Source organism: Pseudomonas fluorescens, from assembly GCF_001307275.1.
Lineage (GTDB): Bacteria > Pseudomonadota > Gammaproteobacteria > Pseudomonadales > Pseudomonadaceae > Aquipseudomonas > Aquipseudomonas fluorescens_AA.
This window is the reverse complement of sequence record NZ_CP012831.1, coordinates 38,929-60,847: the sequence shown is the minus strand read 5'-3', so window position 1 is coordinate 60,847 and position 21,919 is coordinate 38,929. Positions and strand designations below refer to the sequence as shown.

The 21,919-nt window shown below is 57.1% G+C and carries 22 protein-coding genes; 5 read left to right on the top strand and 17 right to left on the bottom strand.

What is annotated here, in order from left to right; all coding sequences use genetic code 11:
- Nucleotides 1–44 precede the first annotated feature (44 nt).
- The 4 genes from AO356_RS00320 to mobH form a co-directional block, all read right to left on the bottom strand.
- The gene (locus AO356_RS00320) at nt 45–1,349 is read right to left on the bottom strand and encodes an FRG domain-containing protein (RefSeq protein ID WP_060738086.1); all 1,305 of its coding nucleotides are present in this window, start codon (nt 1,347–1,349) and stop codon (nt 45–47) included.
- Between the two features lie 111 nt (nt 1,350–1,460).
- Nucleotides 1,461–2,744, bottom strand: coding sequence for an SMODS domain-containing nucleotidyltransferase (locus AO356_RS00315; RefSeq protein ID WP_060738085.1), 1,284 nt, complete (start codon nt 2,742–2,744; stop codon nt 1,461–1,463).
- A complete protein-coding gene (locus tag AO356_RS00310; RefSeq protein WP_047703588.1) occupies nt 2,737–3,357 on the bottom strand; it encodes an SLATT domain-containing protein in 621 nt (206 codons plus the stop codon). Before AO356_RS00310 ends, AO356_RS00315 begins: the two co-directional genes overlap by 8 nt.
- A gap of 1,326 nt (nt 3,358–4,683) precedes the next feature.
- The gene (gene mobH / locus AO356_RS00300) at nt 4,684–6,408 is read right to left on the bottom strand and encodes a MobH family relaxase (RefSeq protein ID WP_060738084.1); all 1,725 of its coding nucleotides are present in this window, start codon (nt 6,406–6,408) and stop codon (nt 4,684–4,686) included.
- Nucleotides 6,409–6,637: 229 nt separating this feature from the next.
- Between mobH and AO356_RS00295 the strand changes: the two genes are divergently transcribed.
- Nucleotides 6,638–6,832: a hypothetical protein gene (locus AO356_RS00295; RefSeq protein WP_060743038.1), complete on the top strand. Its 195-nt coding sequence runs from the start codon at nt 6,638–6,640 to the stop codon at nt 6,830–6,832.
- A 132-nt stretch (nt 6,833–6,964) separates the two neighbouring features.
- Here AO356_RS00295 and AO356_RS00290 read toward each other — a convergent pair whose 3' ends face one another.
- A complete protein-coding gene (locus AO356_RS00290; protein WP_060738083.1) occupies nt 6,965–7,927 on the bottom strand; it encodes an ArdC family protein in 963 nt (320 codons plus the stop codon).
- A gap of 130 nt (nt 7,928–8,057) precedes the next feature.
- A complete protein-coding gene (locus AO356_RS00285; RefSeq protein WP_060738082.1) occupies nt 8,058–8,387 on the bottom strand; it encodes a hypothetical protein in 330 nt (109 codons plus the stop codon).
- 460 nt (nt 8,388–8,847) lie between these two features.
- Here AO356_RS00285 and AO356_RS00280 point away from each other — a divergent pair, with 460 nt between their 5' ends.
- Complete coding sequence (locus AO356_RS00280; protein WP_060738081.1) at nt 8,848–9,243, top strand: hypothetical protein; 396 nt, start codon at nt 8,848–8,850, stop codon at nt 9,241–9,243.
- Here the strand turns inward: AO356_RS00280 and AO356_RS00275 are convergent.
- The 5 genes from AO356_RS00275 to AO356_RS00255 all read right to left on the bottom strand — a co-directional run bounded on the left by AO356_RS00275 (nt 9,232) and on the right by AO356_RS00255 (nt 13,802).
- The gene (locus AO356_RS00275; protein ID WP_060738080.1) at nt 9,232–10,773 is read right to left on the bottom strand and encodes a conjugal transfer protein TraG N-terminal domain-containing protein; all 1,542 of its coding nucleotides are present in this window, start codon (nt 10,771–10,773) and stop codon (nt 9,232–9,234) included. The genes AO356_RS00280 and AO356_RS00275 overlap by 12 nt on opposite strands.
- A gap of 10 nt (nt 10,774–10,783) precedes the next feature.
- Nucleotides 10,784–11,092: a hypothetical protein gene (locus tag AO356_RS00270; RefSeq protein ID WP_060738079.1), complete on the bottom strand. Its 309-nt coding sequence runs from the start codon at nt 11,090–11,092 to the stop codon at nt 10,784–10,786.
- A 3-nt stretch (nt 11,093–11,095) separates the two neighbouring features.
- Nucleotides 11,096–12,442: an integrating conjugative element protein gene (locus AO356_RS00265; protein WP_109791026.1), complete on the bottom strand. Its 1,347-nt coding sequence runs from the start codon at nt 12,440–12,442 to the stop codon at nt 11,096–11,098.
- A gap of 32 nt (nt 12,443–12,474) precedes the next feature.
- Nucleotides 12,475–13,431, bottom strand: coding sequence for a TIGR03756 family integrating conjugative element protein (locus AO356_RS00260; protein WP_060738077.1), 957 nt, complete (start codon nt 13,429–13,431; stop codon nt 12,475–12,477).
- A gap of 116 nt (nt 13,432–13,547) precedes the next feature.
- The gene (locus tag AO356_RS00255; protein ID WP_047703579.1) at nt 13,548–13,802 is read right to left on the bottom strand and encodes a helix-turn-helix domain-containing protein; all 255 of its coding nucleotides are present in this window, start codon (nt 13,800–13,802) and stop codon (nt 13,548–13,550) included.
- Between the two features lie 75 nt (nt 13,803–13,877).
- Here AO356_RS00255 and AO356_RS33260 point away from each other — a divergent pair, with 75 nt between their 5' ends.
- From AO356_RS33260 to AO356_RS00245, 3 genes are all read left to right on the top strand, one after another.
- The gene (locus AO356_RS33260) at nt 13,878–14,219 is read left to right on the top strand and encodes a LasR-specific antiactivator QslA (RefSeq protein WP_335337574.1); all 342 of its coding nucleotides are present in this window, start codon (nt 13,878–13,880) and stop codon (nt 14,217–14,219) included.
- Between the two features lie 187 nt (nt 14,220–14,406).
- The gene (locus AO356_RS00250; RefSeq protein WP_017529804.1) at nt 14,407–14,655 is read left to right on the top strand and encodes a hypothetical protein; all 249 of its coding nucleotides are present in this window, start codon (nt 14,407–14,409) and stop codon (nt 14,653–14,655) included.
- The gene (locus AO356_RS00245; RefSeq protein WP_060738076.1) at nt 14,652–15,398 is read left to right on the top strand and encodes a zeta toxin family protein; all 747 of its coding nucleotides are present in this window, start codon (nt 14,652–14,654) and stop codon (nt 15,396–15,398) included. Before AO356_RS00250 ends, AO356_RS00245 begins: the two co-directional genes overlap by 4 nt.
- Before the next feature lie 24 nt (nt 15,399–15,422).
- On the opposite strand, the gene AO356_RS00240 is transcribed toward AO356_RS00245, so the two are convergent.
- From AO356_RS00240 to AO356_RS00215, 6 genes are read right to left on the bottom strand one after another with little or no spacing between them, the layout of a single operon-like run.
- On the bottom strand, nt 15,423–18,170 hold the full coding sequence (locus tag AO356_RS00240; RefSeq protein WP_060738075.1) for a conjugative transfer ATPase: 2,748 nt from the start codon (nt 18,168–18,170) through the stop codon (nt 15,423–15,425).
- Nucleotides 18,170–18,586, bottom strand: a complete 417-nt coding sequence (locus AO356_RS00235; RefSeq protein ID WP_060738074.1) for a TIGR03751 family conjugal transfer lipoprotein — start codon at nt 18,584–18,586, stop codon at nt 18,170–18,172. Before AO356_RS00235 ends, AO356_RS00240 begins: the two co-directional genes overlap by 1 nt.
- Entirely contained in the window at nt 18,549–20,066 is a 1,518-nt protein-coding gene (locus AO356_RS00230) for a TIGR03752 family integrating conjugative element protein (protein ID WP_060738073.1), read from the bottom strand. Before AO356_RS00230 ends, AO356_RS00235 begins: the two co-directional genes overlap by 38 nt.
- A complete protein-coding gene (locus AO356_RS00225; protein ID WP_060738072.1) occupies nt 20,056–20,868 on the bottom strand; it encodes a TIGR03749 family integrating conjugative element protein in 813 nt (270 codons plus the stop codon). Before AO356_RS00225 ends, AO356_RS00230 begins: the two co-directional genes overlap by 11 nt.
- Nucleotides 20,865–21,506: a PFL_4703 family integrating conjugative element protein gene (locus tag AO356_RS00220; protein ID WP_060738071.1), complete on the bottom strand. Its 642-nt coding sequence runs from the start codon at nt 21,504–21,506 to the stop codon at nt 20,865–20,867. The genes AO356_RS00225 and AO356_RS00220 overlap by 4 nt, the downstream gene beginning before the upstream one ends.
- Nucleotides 21,503–21,916 carry a TIGR03750 family conjugal transfer protein gene (locus tag AO356_RS00215; RefSeq protein ID WP_060738070.1) on the bottom strand — a complete coding sequence of 138 codons (414 nt, stop codon included), beginning with the start codon at nt 21,914–21,916 and terminating at the stop codon, nt 21,503–21,505. Before AO356_RS00215 ends, AO356_RS00220 begins: the two co-directional genes overlap by 4 nt.
- Between the last annotated feature and the right edge of the window lie 3 nt (nt 21,917–21,919).

The window sequence follows — 21,919 nt, the reverse complement described above, 5'->3', positions numbered from 1 at the left end:
TCCGTGCTCCTAAGTGATCGGCACGGCTGAGTGCGCGAGCTTCGTCAATCGAAGCCTTTGGGATCTTTCAGGAACTCTTCGGCGATGTGCAGTGCGCTGATGTGCTGTGCATGGACGATGGGATTGCCGCATGAGCAATCTGTGGTCTGAGCTTCCCGTGTCCACACTCCGCTTGCCTGCCTCCGATATGTCCAGCCCGTGATGAAGCCGGCGCCGCTCAGTCGGAGCCCTGGGTGGTTGACGGTGAGTTCACAAACCTCAAATAGGTCGGGCCCGCGAGGTATGACGCCGACGCCCTTCTGGTAGAGCGTCAGGTGATCGAGGGTTGGATGCTTGATCAACGTGTCTGCTTCGAATGCTATCGTGCCATTCTCGTTGATTAGCTTCTCGATCTCAGGGAAGCGAAGGGGGGTGCTCGGGTCGGCTGAGCCATAGAGCACCATGTCCGGGATTTCGACGAAGATTCCACTGTGAGGGTTACCATCAATCGAACCCTGGGTATCCAGAATCCTTGCACCACGATAGAACGCCGTTTGCGCACTTGCGATTTTCACTGAGCTTGGATGGTATTCCGGAAGCTCCAGTGCTCGCTTGAACGCAGGCAGATTTTTGAGGCTTGCTTCAAACTTGATCTCCTCCCACGGTAAGCCCAGCAGTGATCTTAAGATCGGATCGTCTGCGGGAGAGGGAAAGAGCGTGTTCGTGTCGGTTAAGCCACGGGCAGCGGCATACGCCTGCAGAACGTCGCTCGGGACAGTGATTTGTGCGAGATAGCAATTCTGTGGAATCGGATTGTGCAGAGGGCCGAGAAGCCAAGCTGACTGAGCCACGGTGCGCGGCCTGTAGCCCTCAACCGTCAACGTAGCCAAGTTGACCAGGCCTACATGATTAGCGGCCTGCTTACTGAGCACATACAGATGGCCAGTGCCGATCACAGGTGCATAGCGGGCCATGCGCTTTCTGACCATCACCGCCACCTCGTCACAGTCCTCGCACAGCTCCAGCGTGGTTGCTTCACTGTATTTGTGGCTGGCGAACCATGCAGCTACGGCTGCACTTGAAGTGCAATCGACGTAAAACGAATGCCACCCGTAGTGCTGAAGGAGGGCCTGCTGGTAGGCAAAGTCTGATCGGTGCTGGGCGATGTAGGCATCCAACACGCCTTGGGAGTAGCGACACCACTTGAGCATTTCGCTCGGTATGCACCCCTTCCTGTCGAAGGACGTTCCTATGGAGGGGGCTCCCACCTCACCGTAATGGGAGGTCTGGCCACGAAACAAAATATCCTCACCGAAGCTCCCAATGAGCTGGTTTAACTCGTCGACGCTATTCGCTGCATATTGCTTCAAAGCTGCCTCCCTCGCCTATAGCGTATGGCATTGTTTTTTACCGATGCTTTGTAGCTTCGTCGCAAAAAGTTGCGTAAGTGCGGACTATCTCCTGAAACACTTCGACAGTACTCATATCGGCACGATGATTCGGCTGCGGGCAACGCACACGTTGTCTTTCACCGCATAGCATTCCACGTAATGATCGCCTTGGAAGGTGGAGTGCTCGGTGATTTGATGGTGGCCGCTGTCGATACGGATTTCCCCGCGAATCATGTTCCGCTCGATGGCCTCCGGGCCGAGATTCTTCACCTTCCAGTAGATTTTATAAGGTGGCGGCACATCGATCTCGGCTACCCAGAATGTCAGCTCACGCTGTTTCGGGATCCGGTAGGTAATAACGCGTGACATGAGGTTGCGAAGCCGGTCACCCTCATTTTTGACCGAACAATCGATACGAAGGGTGTACTGGATGTCGAGACTGAATTTGCGGCCAATGAACTGTTCGCCATTTTTGACCCGATTTTCCGCTATTGCCTGCTTCTTTTCCTGCTCGACATACTCTGGGAAATGTTCGCCAAAGACGGTACTCCATCGCTCATGGGCTACCTCAGCATCGTCCAAAGCCTCCTGTAAACGCCTCAGGGCCTTCTTGGCTTTGGGGTGGAAGTTACCTGACTTCGTGATGATCGAGCCGCTTCCAGGAGCACGCCATTGCTCCTTGACCTCGTCAATATCCACCAGGTATGCGAAGAAATCCCGAGTCATTTCGCCGTAAGCGGAATAGGACTTGGCGTCGTAGTCCGCGGTGCTCTTGAGGAATTGGTAGCAGAGGGTGTCGATCATCATCCCTTTTAGCGGCACGCCATGGTCGTTCTTCCAGGCCCGCACCATTTTGCACAGACGCTTGAGGTTATGGTTTTTGGCCTGGTTTAGCGTGTTGATCTCATCGATTTCAGCGACCGGGTTGCAGGTTTCCCAGCTGCCTCCGTCATTCGCATCCGGATAGGTGTAGCTGCCATCCTCATGCTCGAATGCAGGTAGCACCTCGACCACGTAGTCCGTGAAGTTGATCGACACTACCTGCTGCTGAGCCCTGACCTCATGGTTCGGAAAGCGCTCCTTCAGGGCGAGGCGTATCTCACCGAGCAATGCCGACTGTTTGTTGTTTTCGTAACGCTGAAAGCGATCATACTCCGACCACGGCAGCACGAATGCCATGTCCAGATCGCTTACGCCGTGGACGGCGGTATGGCGACCGTACGAACCTACCTGGCGGCAGTGGAGGATGTCTGAGGTGCTATCGTAGTATTTCCCGTTCAGCTTCTCGGTGATCTGCCGGTAGCTTTTGGAGATCTCGTCGGCATTCTTAACCGCCAGGTTTCTACGAAACTGCTCGAAAAGCTCTTTACTCATGGGTGCAGACGTCCTTTAGGGAGAGCAGAAGATCTGGATGCGCTGCAAGCCATGACCCGCCGGCAAAAGCGATCAGAATCACCACGATTAGCGCGTAAACTGAAAACGGGATCTTGTCCCTGAAAAACGAAAACTCACGGTGCTCAGCGATCCAGTCGACCTGTTGATCCCAGAAGAATTTCTTGTGAGCAAGCCAGCCCGAGAACAGGATGTGCTTCCTCTGACAGGCTGAGCGGAAATCGGTGGTGATTTGATCTAGTTCGGCTTGATCGGCGGAGGTGAACTGGTGGTTGGATTTGCACCGGGCAGACATGCTCTTCAGCTGATCCAGCAACTGCGTCAGCTTGTTCCCAGCCTGGAAATACTGCTCTTTGGTATCGCCATAATAGGTGATGTAGAGGCTGCAGATGCCGATCACCGTAATGAGCGCCGAGATGTGTTTTGCCGCCAAGAAATCGATGTAGAGCGCTAGCACGCCAATCACCAGGGAGATCAGGCCGATCCAGCCTGGAGCTTTCTCCACAATGTCGTAGGTGGAGAAGTGAAGTTTGGCGGAGTACCCGACGTCATAGGCCTTCTCGGCGATCAACTTCAGCGCAACCTGCTCATCCATATAGCTTACCTGCAGAGAGTCTCATCAGTCGCCTGCTACCGCTGAGAGAGGTATATAGACGGCCCTGACGTCGCATGTTGCGCTGGGCGTGGTAATTAGGCGTTCCAGCGCAAGGCGATCCATCAGGTGCCGGGGTGGATTTTAGTCATGTTATGTCATGTAATGGCCACTATATTTATCTTCAAGCACCAAATCTGAGAAGGAGCTTGCTTTGGTCGATGCTACGGTTGTTGAGCGCGTTCTCTGTGTAGTTGATAGATGCTTGAAGGCCCAGTTTCCCGATGACTACTACAAACGATGCTTGTACGCATCTTTTGGTGTGCACAGTCTCTTGCAGTCGCTGGGACATAGCCCAGAGGTGCTGGGGGGTAGATTTTCAGCCTTTGTGGTTTCGCAGGATCAGCGAAGGGGCTTCGTTCACGGGTATGCATCTGAGTCCGGCGAGCATTCTCATTATTGGGTGGAACTCGATGGCTCGATTATCGACTTGGGTACGTACTACCTACCTGCGGGTGCAGGTTTCTTAGCGTGCGAAATGCCGGCAGTATTTTGGGATACAGCGTACGCTTTTCCGAAAGGACTGACCTATGCACCCGAAGCCAGCTATGCATCGTCGGAGGTAGCCCAGCTTGCACCGCATATCATCGAAAAGATGGAGCCGTTCCTTGCGGCCTGTCACGCCCGAATGGGGAGGCCTTTGGTTAAGCCGAAAATTGGGAAGTGGCTCGTGATCTCGCCTTCATCCATCCGGAGGGCCGCTCACAAAGGCGATCTATGGGCACGAGGTGTGATTCGGTATGAATCTCTGCCAGAAGAACGCCTATCCATCTGAGACTTGTTTTTTCCACCCAGCTCGGTTTGGTGAGAGCAAAACAGGAGACTCAATGGATCGCTTAAGGTGAGCTCTTCTGTAGCCATACCGTCATCAAATACAAAGTCATTTGTGTTTGACAGTTCCTTCGGTGCGAATGCGCGCTTTTGGCTGTGAGCTTGGCACGAGCCTAGCTCACCAAGATTTTCCATGGGAAGCCAGCATCGAACCAGGCGTTGAGAGACTTCAGAACTGCGTGGACAAACATCCTTACTAGTGATCATCTGCGGGTTCAGGGATGAGATAGAAAGGGGGCGAAGAGAGACCGAGCCCGCCCTGGCCGACCCTCTGTCAAACCGGGGCACGCTGTCATAATTTCACCGCGTCGGTGTAGGCTGTAGTGTGCTGGCTCTCAAACTGCAGTTGCGTCACAGTATTGTGGCCGGCCATAAGTTCGGCAGTCCTAATACTCGCGGTGCAGAATGTCGTAGGATCCAATAGATTACTATGGAAACTTAAGCATTTACGATTTTAAGAAAAGGATTATCGGCTGGCACAATGTTGAATAGCAACTCCGGAGTTTCGAGCAAATAACCTTTAAGATTTGCTTTCTTCCGAGGACCTTCGACCTGACAGATCCAGATGTTCAAGCCATCTTCTCGTTTCCTGTGGACCTTCAGTTTTTCGAACTGCTTCTGCACCCAGCGCCATTCTTCAATTTCTTGATCGGCCCCCTGTGAGATACCAGGAAACTCCTGCGCGTAGCGTTGGAAGAGGCCAGGTGTGACCAGAATTACGCTGCCACACACCGTGTGGATTTTGGCCTTGCTGTCATTGATGATCAGCTTCTGATTCTGGATGCCTTCCTTGACCCAATTCAGGAAGACCTGGCCTGGGTCATCCGACGGTGGGCTTGAGACTTCGAGAACATTTTCTGACGACGTTTCACTCGGCTCGGGTTCTCCCATTTCGAACATATCCAGCAGCGTTCCGAGGTAGTCAGCATCCTCCATCGCCATGGGATCTGGCTGCGATTGGCTTTGGTGCGATCCTGTTCCGCCTGCCTTGGGCGCTGATAGTGATACCGGAGCGTCAGTTGGGTGGTCATGTGCTGTAATGTTCACCGTTCCGCTGAAAGCCTCAGGCCGGTCTTCATTCCCCCAAATCAACACCGGCTGAAGGCGAAGAAAGGTGAAACTCTGCTGCCAATTTCCTTGTGCCACAAGTGCGGTCCAGATGGCTTTGCCTTCCGGCGTGGACTCAACCAATCCATGTGACTGCAGCTCGTCGAACACCGCGAGGTTGGATGAGGGAATGCCTTCAATCGATTGCGACAGGAGATAAGCTCGCAGCTTATCCGTGACCGTCTTGCTGACCAGCCACAGGGCATCCCGGGTCAGCCATCCGGCGGCACCCGGCTGGTTGAGTTTCAGCTCGTGTTGAACCAGATAACGCAGTCCGCTTATCAAATGGTGTTGTAGCGAGTGAGTTGGTGCTTGCAGCGCCTTGCTCGGGTTACCACCGATGTTCTGTGCGGTGGAAACACGGTCGGCCTGCATCACCAACTCACCGAGCACGCCGGCACGTTCGTACTGGCCCGCGAGGACATACAGCAGACTTGCCCACAGTGGCGGAAATCCACTGAGCCAATCGAGGGTTGGGCGGTCGAGAATTTGGGTGTAGAGCAAACCTGCAGCGGCGCTGTGCAGGTGGTAGTCACGACCCTTGATGTAACGAAAACGGTAGGGCTGATCCAGGGAGCCCTGCCAAGGATGCCAAACACGACCATCCTGGCGTTCGACCAGCAGGTCCACAGCGATCTTGCCGATATCATGCAGCAGGGCGCCGTAGGCGATGCCGGCTGACCAGGCGTCGGTCTGGGCGGCCTGGTCTTCGGGCGCGTAGCCAGTGGGAAGCAGATAGGATTGGCGCAGTTTCAAACTGCAAGCGACCAGCTCCAGGCCATGGTCGAGCATGCCACCGAGATACGCATGGTGGTGTGTCTCGCTGGCCGGGAGTTGCTGGACCTGTTCAGCGTAGCGATGGATCGGATTTAGATAGAGCTGGATGAACTGCGCGTGGGAGAGGGCGGTGTACTGCCAGATGCGATCGAGCAACTGACGGCGGTGCTCCGCTGCTAGCAAGCTGTGAGCCGACTCGATGGGCAGGTAACCTTCGGCGACGTTGACGGTCGGTGGCGGAGAGGGCTTCCGCCTTTTGTGGCGATAAAGACTGAACATCGTGACCTCCGGGAAGTGGCTGGGTCAGTGGCCTTTTAGCCTTTTCGGATAGGGCTCTTACCCTTGACTCCCCATTCCCTTCCAACCCTTACCGGTCCTTTTGACGCGTTTCCCTTTGTGCGGCAATCGGAATATCGATATGTCCTGGCGCCGTTTTGTTGGATACGCATGCTGGTACGAAAAAGGAAAGTGTCGGTACACTGCGGTGCGAATTTTATTGGGTCTTACCATGAACCTCACTGACGCCACGCTCATACTGCTGCTCGCGGCACGTATCCATGGAGCAGACGAAGCCGTTAGGGCCTCGGCGAAGAGCGTGGTCAAGAAGCTTCCGCGCAGCAAACGCGATCTGATCTACAAGGTGATCGACAGTCGGAGTCCGCTCGATTTGGTGGATTACCTGGCTGAGAATCTGGATACGTAACGGCGTTCTGCGGTTATGGAATTGCTCATGTTCTTCGGGGCAGCGCCCAGCGGTATGGGGATTTTTCTGAGCACAAAAAAAGGTCCAACTCGCGTTGGACCCTGTGAAGCATGTGCAGCGGTGAGGTGACGATCAAGCTCCGTCGTTCATGCATCGCGAGTCATCCATTCCCGTCTGCTTCCGTTGCTGCTCCAGGTTGAGCACATACTCCGAAGCGCATCGGGCCTGGCCACTGGCGCGGAAAATCGCGCGATTGTCAGCCTTGAGCAGGCCGAGCCAGGAATCGATGTAGCCCTCGTGCCTCAGCTCTCCCTGAATGCCGGCATAAGCACATAAAAAAGCAGCACCCATTTCGGCGATCAACTCTTCAAATGCATAGCCTGGCGAGCCAAATGGACACGGAGAGGTCACGCCTTCGCGCTGCAATCGAGAGTGGTGTCCGGTCCAGTGCGTCAGCTCGTGAAGCGCCGTGGCGTAGTATCCACCTTGATCGTGGAATTGCGATTTTGTCGGCAATTGAATGAGATCCCTGATCGGGTGGTAAAAGGCTTCGTCGGCAAATCGATGAATGATATTCGCGTCCGAACTTAGCAACAGGCTTTCGGCAGCCCTGTTGGGGAAGAAGGGATCGCTCGATTCCGTCTCGAGCACCGTTTCGTTGAGCGTTTCGAGCCCCTCCGTTTGCTCGATGTTGAACAGAAAATGCGTCCTGAGAATCCCGAAATGAGCAACCTTGGGCTGACCGTTTTCATCGAGTACGGGTTGGCCTGATTCGGTCTGTTCCTCGCGCTCCATCGGTTTGTAGAGCACTGCTAGGGTGCTGTGTTCACCCTTGCGGATGTGCCCGCCGGCTTTTTTGGCTTGATTGAAGGTCAACCAGCGATCTTGAGTGAACCCCCGCAACCTGGCCTCGGCCCAGAGCAATGGTAAATTGATGCCCGAATAGGGACGCTGGGTGATGGCGTTTATGGGGTAGGGTTGGTGATGACCGACGTCAGATGAGCCACTTGAGGACCAGGGTTTGATCCAGGGCGCTACGCCTTGGTCTAACGCGGTAACGATCTTGTCTGTCACGTCTTGGTAGATATTGCGCATGGCATTTCCCTCGAAAAATCGGAGGAACGCCTTGCCCGTCGGGGAGGGTTCCCCGGTGGGTGTTGATTGGATTGGTACAGGACTGCGTATAGCCTGAGTTGAATCAGTGGCCGGGTATGGCCGTTTGCGTTCAGCGTTGCTGCTCTTCCGCAAGCGCTATCAGTAAGGCGTTAGGTTGGTCTGATGCCTGAAGCAGGCTGAGGCTCAGTCGCAGCAATGGTTCATGTTCTGCATCACTAACTGAGCCGAACTTGGCTATCTCGAACACCACGTAGGGTGCGTTTGGATCGGCCAGGTGAGCTTTGAAGGCTGCGCGTACCACGTTGCTCAGCCTATCGAGCTGCAGCTTTTCAGGATGATTTGAATCATCGAGCAATACTGCGTGTTGCCACGCGTCTGGGGTAAACACAACGGACAAGCGCAGCGTGTTCAGCGTTTCTGATGTGAGTAAATCGGACATGGTGTACCTCCGTTGAAGGCGCGAAGAAACCTGTCCCGTGCGGGAAAGAATTTCCCGCGGTGGGTTGAAGAAAAAACAAAAGGTTTTGGGGCGAGCAGAGCTCGAAAAGCGCTCAGAAGGGCAGTAGGCGTTCATCACCGTATAAAACTAAAACGATGACCGTGCGAGCCACCGAACGCTAATCGCACTTGGGGGGAGCCATCACCGGAGTGACGTAGCTTTGAAGGCTCTGGCTACCTGGGAAGGTGCTGCCGATAACAGCGATCCGTATCCTCTATGTAGCTGGATAATATGGATGGGTCAACGGCCATAGAGGCGCTGGTGCACGAGCTGCGTCTTCTGTCTTCCAGTGAAGAGTTTTTCGACCGAGCAAGCTGATAAACGGTTAAGCATGGGCGGTTTTCAGTAGTAGTCTGTAATCTCGATTACCACAGAAATACGCTCGGAAGAGGGCGCAATCATGCAGGCTCAACAGCCAGTTCAAATTTCCCGCGCGCATCGCTGGGCATACGCATGCGGTACGTCGGCAAAACGTGGTTATCGCAAGTTGAAAGGGTTTGAATCTCGTGTGGCTAAACGTGCGGCGGCGGGTATGCCCGCCGGTGGGCTATTGGTTCGCGGGAGCTTTCTGGTTACGAAGCTGGCATTCGTCCTTGGATTGCTCTTTATCGGTTTCTGGCTGGTCGCTTCTGTGGTGACGATGGTTGCTGTAATTGGTCTTCTGGTGTCCAAAGCTGCCATTGATGCGGATATTAAAGAGGCGGCACCCGGGCCAGACTACCTTGGTGCCGACCTCTACATCGGTGACTTCGACGACAACGGGCATTACATCGGCGACAGCAAATCATCTAATTGAGCGGCTAGCCGCCCCCACTATTTGATCCGTACCTTTGCTTGCTGAATCACTTGCTGCTTTGCTGCCGTTCGCCAACATGCCTTGAATCCCGTTTCCTACTGCATATCCTGTCCAGCTCATAGCTCCAAGGAACAGCATAGGCAGTACGATGAACATTGCCCCCATCACATACTCAATCACCTGCGCCGTGACCGTTCCATCCATAAATCCGGATGTCGGCAGCGACAACAGCACCTGATTGGACGCCGACACCTGGTTGTACAAGGTATCGAGCATGCTGGAGTCGACCCAGCGGGCCAACTCCCACCAGAAGGTGAGCATGTGCAGCGTGAACAGTGCGAACGTCACCGTCATGACAGTCTTCAGTTGGTAGGTACTGACCAGCAGGATCAGCGGCAAGCTGATGATGACACCCATGATCAAGAAAGCCTGCACCATCGGCAGGGCGGCGCGTAGCGCATTCATCGCCGGGAAGTTGCTGAAGGAACCGAGGGCCAGCCCAGTGTTGGTCGCCAGGTTATTGAGCCCCTGATTGATCGACCCACCGCGGGCACTGGAGCCATAGTCCTGGTAGACCTGTCCTGGCGACATGGACATTGATTGTTGGCGCGGGCTGACCAGTTCGCGCAAGGTAGCGTCTTCGATCTCGTTGCTTGAGCGGCCAGTCAACCAGCCTTTCAACTGAGTCAGCAGCGAAGGATCGACCTGCTCGATCAAGCGCCCGCGCAAGCCGACACCGCTGTCGCTCCACCACTGCTTGCAGGTGGGGTAGCCCGCGCCATTCTCTAACCGAGGCAAGGAGACATCGCGGTTTTCATCATAGGGCCAGTCGACGCGCGGTGTGCGTGAACGATCCGTATCGTAGTAGCCGGGCGTGTCGAGAAAATAGCTTGAGCCTATCCAAGAGGCGTCATGACTTTGTGCCTTATCCAACTGTGGGCGGTTAGTGAACAGCCGAGAACGGGAATAGCCATAGCAGTCGCGAGTGAAGTCGGCGACTTCCTGCAGCAGTACCTGGCTGTCGATGCGCGATGTGTCAATCTCCATGCGTATTTGTCGAATATCCGGTGCGCAAGGGATGGAGGCGGTGGCCGCCGCGGTGATGCCTTTGCTCAAGGCATGCACCAAAAACCACCAGATCGGTACGTTGGCGGAGCGTTCGCCAATGGTATTGAAGGTCGTCCCCCAGGCGGTTTCCGCTGGCTTAGCCACGCTCACGCCGCAGCGCTGACTCGTCGCATCATCGAACGCCATTGACGTGAGGCTCAACGGAAAGACCGGCGCGCAACCGAATAACACGACGATGTAGGCCAGCCACAACCGGTTCTCGATCCGCGGTACCGAGAGCAATCCCTTGTTACCTTCATCCGCGCCTTGCTGACGGGCCGACAACCATTCTTGCAAGATGATTGCACCAAAGGGCGCGGCGAATAGCCCAGTGTCGGACAGGACACTCCAGAGGCGGTTGTTGATGATCCAGGCCAGCAGGGAGAGGTAAAACTCCAGGTAGCTGTTGGTGCTCATGAGCATGGTGGTGACCTCACAGTCGGGTGAGTTCGACGCAGGCAAAGAACACGAGCCCTAGTGTCCCGATGCGTTTCACGCGCAGTCGATCCTCTGGTCGATGGCGGTAGCGCCGAAGCAGATCCCACCAGAGAGCAGAGATAGCGCCGTAGAGCAGGGCACGCCACCATCGGAGATTAGGCCGTACGGATTCGAGTGCCTGCTGCCAGGTCTCGAAACTACCCAGCGCAGTGCGGCCGATCCAGGCGGCCAGTGCGGCGGTCAGGATCATCAGCGCGGCAACCCCCAGACCTGAAAGCAGAGTGAATAGCGGTGAGCGTTTCATGGCTTACTTGCGCCTGGCGTCAGCATCATTAAGTCGACCGGGCTCCGGGTCGCCTTGCTCGACAGTACGCGAAGCATCGGCACCGCCGGCATGCCGATCGAGCACCAGGCTGGCGGTATTGGTCGTCAGCATCTGCCGGACCTGCAGTTCGGTCTGCAGCAGGCGTATTTCGCGCTCCAGGGCTTCAATGTTTTTCGTCAAGGCGGTTTGGGCCGGCTCGGCGGAGGCGATGTTCGGTTCGTGACTGCCCGCCAGCAGCGTGCGCAGTAGCAGCAGTGCCTTGTCGAGTACACTGGACAAGGCCGTCTCACTGGCCAGGCGCTGCGCCAACACATCCTGATCAGGATCGTCGCGCAGAGCTTCAACCACACCTCGTGTCACCGGCAGCATTGAGCTGGAGGCTTTAGCCAGATTGTCTGGGGTAAGCGGCAGAGAGCCAGACAGCAACCCTTGCAGGGCTTTAAGGCGTTCGCTGTAGGCTTCCTGGATCAGAGGCGTCAATCCGCTGCCAGCGGTCGCACGCAGGGATTCGCAGGTGTCGCAGGTCGAGACTTCGCTCTCGCCTAACACGCGAACGGCCCATTCGGATTCCCCTTGGGGTGAAGTCCATGTTTGGCAAATAGCCCCACCCAGGCAGTCGCTGCTACTGATTGAGGTGCTGTCGTCCACCGACCGGTTATGCAGCAGATTATAGCCCGCGTGCACCACGTCGGCGGTCACACGAATGGGTGTCTGCCCATTACCTCCTGCTTTCGAACCACCAATCCAGGACACCCCATTATCGCCATTACGAGCCTCGGTGTTTTTCACCGCAGCCACCGCATCACCGCCGGTTTGCTCCAGATTGCCCTGCATCTCCTGGTTCTTGGCCAGCGCGCCCCAGCCGGCTTGACCGACCTTGTCTGCCATCTTTTCGGCCATGGCCTGGCAGGTCAGCTTGGAACGGTCGAAGTCGATACGCCCCTGCAACACCCCGTTACTGAGCAACTCATAAAGGCCGGGATTGGCGCGTTGGATGATCAACGCTGGCAGCGACATCACCGCTTGGGTCGCGTTTTGTACAACGCTGCCCATGATCTGCTGGAAACCTTCGGTGACGCCGTTCAACTGGTTCTGCAGGGTATTGGTGAGGCTCATGTTTCCGCACATCATGTTGGCTCGCCAGGACCCGCCGACCCCGAGACCGCTGGGTCGGTAAAGCGTGCTCGGTGAGCCCACTGCCGAACCGCCACCGATGGTGTACATCACCCTGTCGTCGAGCACTTCGCCCTGCGTGCCCAGCCGGTAATTATCCTCGGCGGCGGGGACATGGGGCGCAATGGCCAGCAGTCCACAGAGCAACAGACTCATCACGCTAAACCGTAGTTGCGCGAAAAAACCACTCATGACGCACTGCCTTCGAAGTCGATGCTGAACAGAAGCGTCTGGCCCTCGCGCTTGCAGCAGCTATAGGGACGCCACAGCGACCAGGCGTAGCCGCCATCCGCGCTCTGTACCGAATCGCTAGGGAAGATGGCGCATGTTGGCTGAACCAAGGGGGAGAGCAATTGCCATTTGTGAGTCGACGCGTCGTTTTCAACGATTGGACCAGGGGGCCAATAACCATCGCGCGGTGCGGGTGTGAGCGGGACATATACGTGTGGTTGCCAGGCGCGAGTAATAAAATCGCCCGCTCGCTGCGCCATCACCGCAGCGGCTTTGAAGTCGTCAGGTTGTACCAGAAATCCTTGCCTGGGATAGACGTTGCCCCACATGTTTCCCGCAAGCTGACGACCGATTTCACGGATCCCCGGCACGAGCGATTCTGGGTAAAGGCTTTCCGGGATGCCATGGCGCCAGGCCAGTGAGTCCAAAGTGCTCAGGTAGTAGGGCATGAACGCAGTGGCACCGCTGGCGCAGGCATAGCCGGATTGCGAGGCAAGTTGTGTGGCGGCCCAACCACCGGGATGGCCGATACCGTCAACGTTTTTGAAACGAGGCAGGTTGTCGCGTTGCGTGTTTGGCGTGATCAGGTTTCCGCCACCTTCCGCACCGCTGGTGGGAGAGGAGAGCGTGGCCATCTCGGTCCAAGGATTGGCACCAGTTGTGGCATAGCTCGAGACCACCAGCTCAGGAATGAAGTGACGAACCTTGGTTGAGGTTTTCACAGTGCAGCCGAAGGGGGTGCAGTGCAACCAGAAGCAGATGCCGACGACCTTGTATTCGAGACAGTCCGGAGTGAGCACGGAGGCGGCAATGCTGCCGGTATCCAACGCTACGCTTGGCCCGGATGCCAGCAGAATGCTCAGCACCAAAGGATGCAACTTCTGGGGCGAAATGTGCGGGCAGGCAGCAGACATGATCCAGGCTCTGGGTGTATGGCCTGGACAGGTTCAATGATCGAGAGAGGGGTGTCAGTGAGAAAGCCGAACGCAGGATAGTCGGTTTACAGCGACCTTCTAGATTCAGCAGCGGGTCATTCAGCGCTCAGTGTACGAGCAAGCACGTCAGACTCAATGAGCAGCTGATCCGTTTTGATCTCGAAAATGTTGGCGAGTTTGCAGAGGACCAATAACGACGGGTTGCCTACCCCTCGTTCGATTTGACTCACGTAGGTACGATCCACCTCGGCCATGAGCGCCAATTGCTCCTGGGTAAGGTTCTTCACGCGTCGCATCGAGCGGATATTTTCCGCCAGTTGCAGACGAAGCTGTTCGTAGTCTTGAGTCATGCGCGCAAACTGCGCCTTGAGGGACTCTCAATCCACGGGATATAGTCTACATTGGCCTGATTGGGCTCTTTTTTGATGCTTAAGCGAAGTGCCAGTTTTGTTTCTATGCTGCTTGGGACAGACCCAGCATTAATAATTAAATCGAAAGCTAAGGTGTCTATGGACGAAAATTACGTTTCAATTCCGGCGGCGGATGGTTGCCCGAGCCTTCTGACGCCGTGGGGCAGCGAATTTGCGCCTATGATCGAACGTGGCGTGCAATGCGCCCAAACTTGGCTCGAAACACCGGGTGATATACCTCTGTGGTGGGAGCTGGCGCAGGCACGTAAGACCTGTCCTGCAGGAGACTGCCAGGATGCCTTCGAAGCCGGTTTTTTATTGAGAATTCAGCAACGGCTTCGGGGCGTGTCATCGTAACCATACGGCTCCAGTCCTGGTGATATGGGCTTACGGCACGAAAATCTGTTGGAAGGTATGGTTCCAGGCTCCATTCCTCTAGAATGGAGATCTGACAGAAGTGTCGTTGGTCTGTGATCAACAGATTTACGTAGCTAGGATTCTGATAAGTGCAGATTCTGCACGCTCTGAGAACGTGGAGCGCGATATGAAAGCCGACCAAGTGTTGAGTGACGATCTGGTGAGCCGACTGGAGGGTAAAATCCCAGCCATGGCTGAAGGTGCGATCAATACGGCCTATATCAACGCGCTGGCGGCCGGACGCAGCGTGATGGAAGTCATGGACGGCAAGCTCGTTGAGACGACTGCCGACGGTAAGCACAAGGTTATTCGAGTGGCCAAGCCCAAGCATAAAGTGACCTTGGGCGGGATTATCAAGGTGCACCGCTGCTCATGACCGTCCCTCGGCTGAGGGTGTTTGCCGGCCCTAATGGTTCCGGTAAAAGCACAATGAAAAGTGCCGTCCCTTCCCACCTGATCGGGATCTACATCAACCCGGATGAAATCGAAAAGGCTGCCAAAGAGGGCGGACGCCTGGAGTTCAGCGATTTTCAACTGGAAGTCGAGGGTGACGAGGTTCTCGGCTTTATCAAGGTGCACCGACTGATTCGGTCGACCCAGCTCGTTGAAGAGGCAGCCAAAATAGGCTTCAGCAATAACGGCCTGAATTTCCAGTCCGTCGCGATGAACTCCTATTTTGCTTCCGTGCTCTCTGATTTCATGCGGCACAAGCTCCTTGAAGCCCAGTTGTCTTTCACCTTCGAAACGGTGATGTCTAGCGAGGACAAAGTCGCTTTTATGCTTAAGGCAAAAGCGTCGGGATATCGAACCTACCTCTACTTTGTCGCCACTGAAGATCCTGACATCAATATCAACAGGGTCAAGAACCGTGTTGCGGCAGGTGGGCACCCAGTCCCCACGGAAAAAATTGTGCAGCGCTACGGTCGTTGCCTGAACCTATTGCCAGCAGCCATCGCAGCCTCGAACCGGGCTTACATCTTTGATAACTCCGGCGCTGATCTGGTGCTGCTCGCTGAAGTAACAGACGGGACTGACCTTGAATTCAGGGCTGATGAGATCCCTGACTGGTTCATGCAAGCCTACGTGGAGAAGGTGTTCAAGGATTTGCTGCCGGGTTGATCGAAACCTAGGATCAGCTCCGTTTCACTTAATTCCTCGCATCCTATCGATCCGTTCAGCTACCCGGTAAGCCGCCTCCAATTCCGAGCAGCCGGTGCTCTGCATCAGTGTCCAGCGTTCGGCTTTTTCCTCGGGCTCCGTCATGGCCAGGGCGAGATAAAGACTCGGCGGCACGGCCCGAAACAGCGTTTCGAGTTTTTTCGACAGCACGACCCCCTCGGTGTATTTGCCCGGCTCCTTGCTGGCGGAGAGCAACAAGGCTTTCTGTGCTGGCGTGAGTTTCTTGAACCGTGCGATTTCTTCAATTTCCGCCGGCGGCATGTTCAAGCAAATCCACCATTCGATCATGTTGAGCATGGTCTGCGCGGCAGTGGGAAAGTCGGCAAGGTTTTGCGTCGCCAGCCAGAACCACGCGCCGAGCTTGCGCCACATCTTCGTTCCCTTGACCACGAACGGCGCCAGCAACGGGTTCTTGGTGATGATATGGCCCTCGTCGGTGACCATGATGATCGGTCGGCCCAGGTACTGGTCGCGTTCGGCAAGGTTATTCACTGTGTTCATCAGGCTGATGTAGCTGATGGACATCTGTGCCTCGTAGCCTTCGCGAGCGTAGGTGGCCAGATCGACAATGGTCACATCGCTCTCGGGCCAAGGCGTGCCTTCACGATCGAACAGTTCACCCTCGAAACCCTGGCAAAACAGGTCGATGGACTCTCCCATTTCCTGGGCACGCTCACGACGCTTCTCCGGCAAGTGCGGGTCGGCAGCGACGCGCAGCAACGCGTCGCGCACGCCGCGGGTCAATACCTGGCGACCCGACGCGACACTGGTCTGCGCTGCATCGAGAATGCACTCGCGGATCAGACTGCGATCGGCTCGACTCAGGCGCGCCTCTTCCTTGGTTTCGCCGCCGGTGATCATCAGCCGGGCGGTGATTTCCAGTTCTCCGAGAACATCGCGCTGGTCTTCGCGACTGGTTATCAGCTCATCGTCCCACTCATCGATCGACAGACTCGCCACCTGATCCGGTTGCTCGACCAGGCGCCAAGCATCGGCGAACGGGGCGAGCCTGACCGAGGCGCCAGGTTTTAATTGGACCTTGTTGACCGACAGGCCCTGTGTTGCGAAGTAGTCGCCCTGCAAGCCGAATGAGTTGCCGGCCTCGACGATAAACAGGCGAGGGCGGTACACGGCCATGACCTGCATCAGCAGGGTGACCAGGGTGGCCGACTTACCGGCGCCGGTCGGGCCGAACAACAGCAGATGGCCGTTCATGGCCCGGTCTAGTCGTGACAACGGATCAAAGCTCAACGGCGAGCCACCACGATTGAACAGGGTGATGCCCGGGTGGCCGGTGCCGGTGCTGCGGCCCCACACCGGAACCAGGTTTGCCAGGTGCTGGGCGAACATCAGGCGTGTGTACCAGTTGCGCGTGTCGCGGGCCGGGTTGTAAGTCATCGGTAACCAACGCAGGTAGCTGTTGCAGGCGGCGACTTCATCACTCTCACGTACTGGTTGCAGCCCCGCACCCAACAGCGCGTTGGCCAGGCTGATCGAGCGCTGGTGCAGTTGTTGCTCATCGTGACCGCGCACGTAGAAGGCCAGGGTTCCCCGGTACAGTTTGTGCTGGCGACCGATGATTGCACGAGCCTCTTCGACATCTTGGCGGGCCTGGGTCGAGGCCAGGTTTTCGCCGATGGCTTTGCGCGCCAGACGGTTCAACTGCTCCTCGAGCACATCTTGGGGTTTGACCACCAGCGTCAGACCCATCACCGTGCCTTCGGGTAACTGGTCGAACAGCGCGTTCACCGCGTCGCCCTTGCGAGTTTCACCAGTGAGTTGACCAATCAAGGGAGGCCGCCGCAGTTTGTCCACCACCATCACCCGATGGGGTTGCCCATCGAAGTACCAAAGTCCCTGTTGTACATCCGAACGCGGTTCGTTGAAAAATAGCCGCTCGGTGAAGTCGTGATCGAAGGGCAACTCCAGCGACTCACCATCACCTGACTCCGGATAGGCCACGCATTGGTAGAAATCCTCGGGTGCTTCATCGGTGAGCCTGGGTGCCGGATTGAACCAGGGCAATAACCAAGCATACAGACCGTGGTCATCGACTCGCGCCGATTGCACTCCGCATGCGTGCAACGAGGCCGCGATACGTTCGCAAGCCTGCTGCAGGGATTGCACTGGGGTAAGCCCCGTCTCCTCGGCGCCAGACTCAATCCAACGATAGATCACCAGGCGCACCCGTCGATTATTGCCGCGCCAGGGTAGGCGCGTGACGGCCTTGTCCTCGAACAGACCTCCCGGTTTGGCGATGGCTTTCAAATGGCGACGACTGAGTTCAAAAAACGTCTCGGTGAAGACCGTGCCTCGCGCGCTGTCTTGAATATAATCGGTGAGCCGCGTCAGGTAGGGGGCGAAGTCGTTGTCGTCCTGGCAGAAAAACTGCGCCACCCAAGGCGTTTGATCCAGTTCGTCAAAGCTATCCTGCAGGGCGTCTTCGAGGGCATCGCGGGCGGCCATCAGCCAATCGGGTTCGCGCCCTTCGGTACCGATGGGCAGCAACTCGAACACTGCCCCCACCGAGCGATTGTCATCGAGTAGAAAACACTGCTCGGTCTCGAGGTACTCGACCCAAGGCAAGTGGTCGGTGAAGCTGGGGTTGTGTGCATAGAGTGCAGCTTCATCGGCCAAGGTTGCGCGAGGGCGCGCTGGGTGGCGCCAGGCTTTCCAACCAGAAGTGCGGTTGCCCGCATCGCCGGTACGCACTACAAGTCTTCCTGACGTTCACCCGGCAATGCGTACTGCACGCGTTGGTAGAACGGAAAGACTGTCGAGTAACCTGGGATCGGTGCCTGCTCGGTACCACTCAAATGCGGATACACGTACAGCACCAGATCGGGATTGGGTAGGCGAGGGAACAGATTATGGATCTCGTTCTCCGCTGTACGCGTGTACGGCTCTTGGAGAGAGGCCGAGAAATCTGCTGGGGCCAACGGGCGGCGTAACTGCTGCCGAGCGTCCAGCAGTTGCTGCTGAGTACCCTGAGAGCCGGCGCCGTTCCAGATGTCCAACATGGTTTGCTCGCCATGGGGCAGCAACGTGTCCTTGTCGGTGGAACACCCCGTCAGGACCCAGCAGAACACGCTAATCCAGGTCAGGCAGAGAAACTTGGTCTTTTTCATGGCGAACGCTCCGGCCCTTGGGCTCGTAGTCGATGGTGATCTCATGGTCGAGGTGCAGGGCGACTCGGGCGGCCGGTGGCACGTACACGGCAGCAAAGGCCTCGCCATACAGCTTGTTGACCCACTCGCGGATGTCGCTGACCCCACCACTGAGAATTGAATTCAGCGCGCTGTTGCCCGTGCTGTTGGTAACCCCGAGCGTGCTGCCGCCTGAACTGATCACGCTGCTGTTGTTCTGCTCATCCCCGAGCAAGGCGGCGACGCCGGCGCCGGCGGCGGTGATCAAGCTCTGGCTGCCGAGGTACTGTTGAGCGTTTGAGCGGCGCTCACCGGCAATGCAAGGAATACCGTACGGATCGGACAGGTAACCGAGCCCGCCACGAATCTTGTCGGTGTTCGAACTCTGGGCGGTGGAGGCGTTGCGGCTGGCTACTGCCTTCGGCTGAGGCACCGTGCGGATAGTTCCGTCGGTAAACACAAAGGTAATTGACTCGACCTGTCCGCGTACGCACGACAGGGTCCAGTCGCCGGAGGCTGTACCGCTCATCACGGCCCCTGCAACGTCCGGTAGGTCGATGCCGTTGGCTGTCAGGTTCTCCGGACCGACCAGCACCTTAAAGGGGTAGGGATCATTCACGGTGCCGTCCACCGGGACCCGACCGATCAGCGCGGTCATGGCGACCGAGCCCATCAATGTCGCGTTTTCGGGAATGGTGTAGACCGGCTTCGCGCCTTCGGTACGATCAGCGGAGCGTGTCAGATCACGTTCACCCTTGGCGACCTCGCGTAACTGCTTCTGGCTGCGGTCGATGGCGTTGTCCTTCAAACCCTCCAGTGAGTTGAAGGCAGTAGGCGGACTCAGGGCGGACTCGGTCTTGGTTTTGCCTCGGGCGTCGGTGGACGGAGCATCCGAGGGCTCAATCCACTGCAGCGCATCATCGGCTGAGTGCTGCCCGTCGAACTGCGCCCCGTCGCCCGGCTCAAGCCCCAATCCAACCGGCATTTCCTTGCCTTTGCCGGTCAGCCCCGACAGCTGTTCCTGCAATTGCGTCAGCAGACCACGGGCCTGGCGACTGTCTTGTTCCGCTTTGAGTCGGGCCTCGTTGGCTTGTCGGCGGCCTTCGTCGACTTGTTGGGTTACGCTGCCAAGCGCGGTCTGGATGCGCGAATCGACACTATTTTCCCGTTCACGAAGGCGGTTGTTCTCCGTCTGCAGCGAATCGTTGTGTTTTTTCAGGCCGAGCATGTCGCTACGCATGGCCTTCACCTGGCCGACCAAGGTGGCAACCGTGTCGCGTGGGGTATCACCCGCAATACCGAGCGACTTGGCTTGCTCGGCGGATAACTGAAGGTTGCCCTGATCAACCGAGTGCTGTGGAGAGGGCGTGGTACTCCCCGCGACCCAGGTTTTCAGGATGATCAGCGCCACGCCCAACAGCGCAGCCGGCACCAGCCATTTGAGCAAGGCGTTAGCTTTCATCGTCAGCATCTCGTGCAACGGGCGGAAGCAGCACGGCGCGTTCGAGGCCGGCACCGTGGGTGACGAGGTAGGCAACCGTGGTGTCTTCAGGGCTGCCGACAGGCCCGAGGAAAGCATGCTGGAAGGACGCGGCGAACAACTTGGCCTGAAGCTGACGCGGATCAAGTTGCACCGTCGCTGAACCTAGGTTGCGTAACTTCACCGCCGTCACCCAGTAATCACCGAGTCGCCAGGCGGCGATGGGCGTGCTGGACACGTTTTCAGTCGGCAGCAGGGTCGGCAGTGCGGTGCGCAGCTTGAGCGGGACGCGACGTATGCCGGGCAGAGGCTCAACGGTACGTAGAGGTGCGTACAGGCTTTGCGCGGCGTAGCGCGTCAAAGCGACCGGGATCGGCGTACGTTCTGGAACAGGGGCGGTGCTGGATTCCGTCTCAGTAGCCTGCACCGGAGCATTCTTGATAATACGCACGGGTTCCAGCGATTGGTCGCCAGGCGTGGCTGCAATGTCCAATAGGATGATCTCGCCCGTCGCGACCGATTGCAGTTGTAATCGGGTAGCTGCAATGGCTTCTGACGCGCGCAGGTACAGCGTGCCGCCGGTGGATTGCACGCGCAGCTTGCCGGTCAGAGTTGAGGGCACACCGACTCGAACATCCTCATCGACAAAGACCACCCGCTCTTGATTGATCACCAGTGGGACCGCGAGGGGGAGGCGTTCCCAGTGCATCAGTTCGACAGCCTGTGCCGCAGCTCCCCCTAGCAACAGTGCGACGGTGAGTCCCAGGGTAGGCATCCGCTTCATGGCTCACCTCCAGGCAGGGAGATTTTTTGTGGAGTGCCCTGATAACAATCCAGCGCCAGTCCCCACTTGTTGCGCTCGGGATCCAGGTCGAAACGCACCACGCGTAATGGATATCGCACCACCACCCGTTTTACCGGTTCGGCGGCGTAATACTCATCGGCGTTGAGGTCGAGGGTGACCAGCCAGCTATCGCGATCGAGTTGCTTGACTCTGAGTTCGGGATCTTCGCTGTAGCCTCGGCCCAGTATTTCGTAGACGCCACGTACCCTTTGGCGCAGCTCGCCGGCGGCCTTGCGGTACTCGTAGTCGCCCTCGAGGAAGGCCTTGCAGCCGGGTGTCAGGTAGGACTGCAAGCTGTAGATAGCGCGGCGGTAATCCTGTTCGCCATCCGAAGGCCAGCGGTTAAGTTGACCGAAGATGTATAGGGCGAAGGCATAGACATTTTCTGATGGGATGTCCCACCACTTGCGCGTGCTGCCCGAGCGCAGATCCGGGGGGACATGCACTGTCAGATCGGTCGGTGCCGAACGCCAGCCATACCAGAGTCCGGCACAGAGCAGAGCAAGGATCATTACTGCCAGATGTAAGCTGAAGATATGGGCCTGTTGGGCATCCACCTTGTTCCGAAATCGGCTCATGACTGCCACCGGGACAGGGCTGGGCGCAGTCGACGCGAACGGCGAACCGTCCAAGCGCCGGAATGGAGAATTAAACTTCCGGGACCCAGGCGCCAGCGGCTGGCGAGTATCCACTCCAGCTTGCGGTACAACCAGGTCTCGGGGCGGGCGCGTTTGGCCCGACGCAGTAGCGCGCCACCGGCAAATAACACCACCGCCATGCCTGCGATCATGCTGGTCGGCGCCACAGCAATGGAGGAGGTGGCAATCGCCAGAGGGACACCCAACACCAAGCCGATGAATGCGCCGACACCGAGCGCCACCCACATCTCATCGTTGGTCAAACCGCGTAACACGGCGGGATCACGATTGAGTCGCTCAGGCAGAAAAACCAAGGTGCCGTCGGCGAGGCGTTCGATAGTGTCGCTCATGTC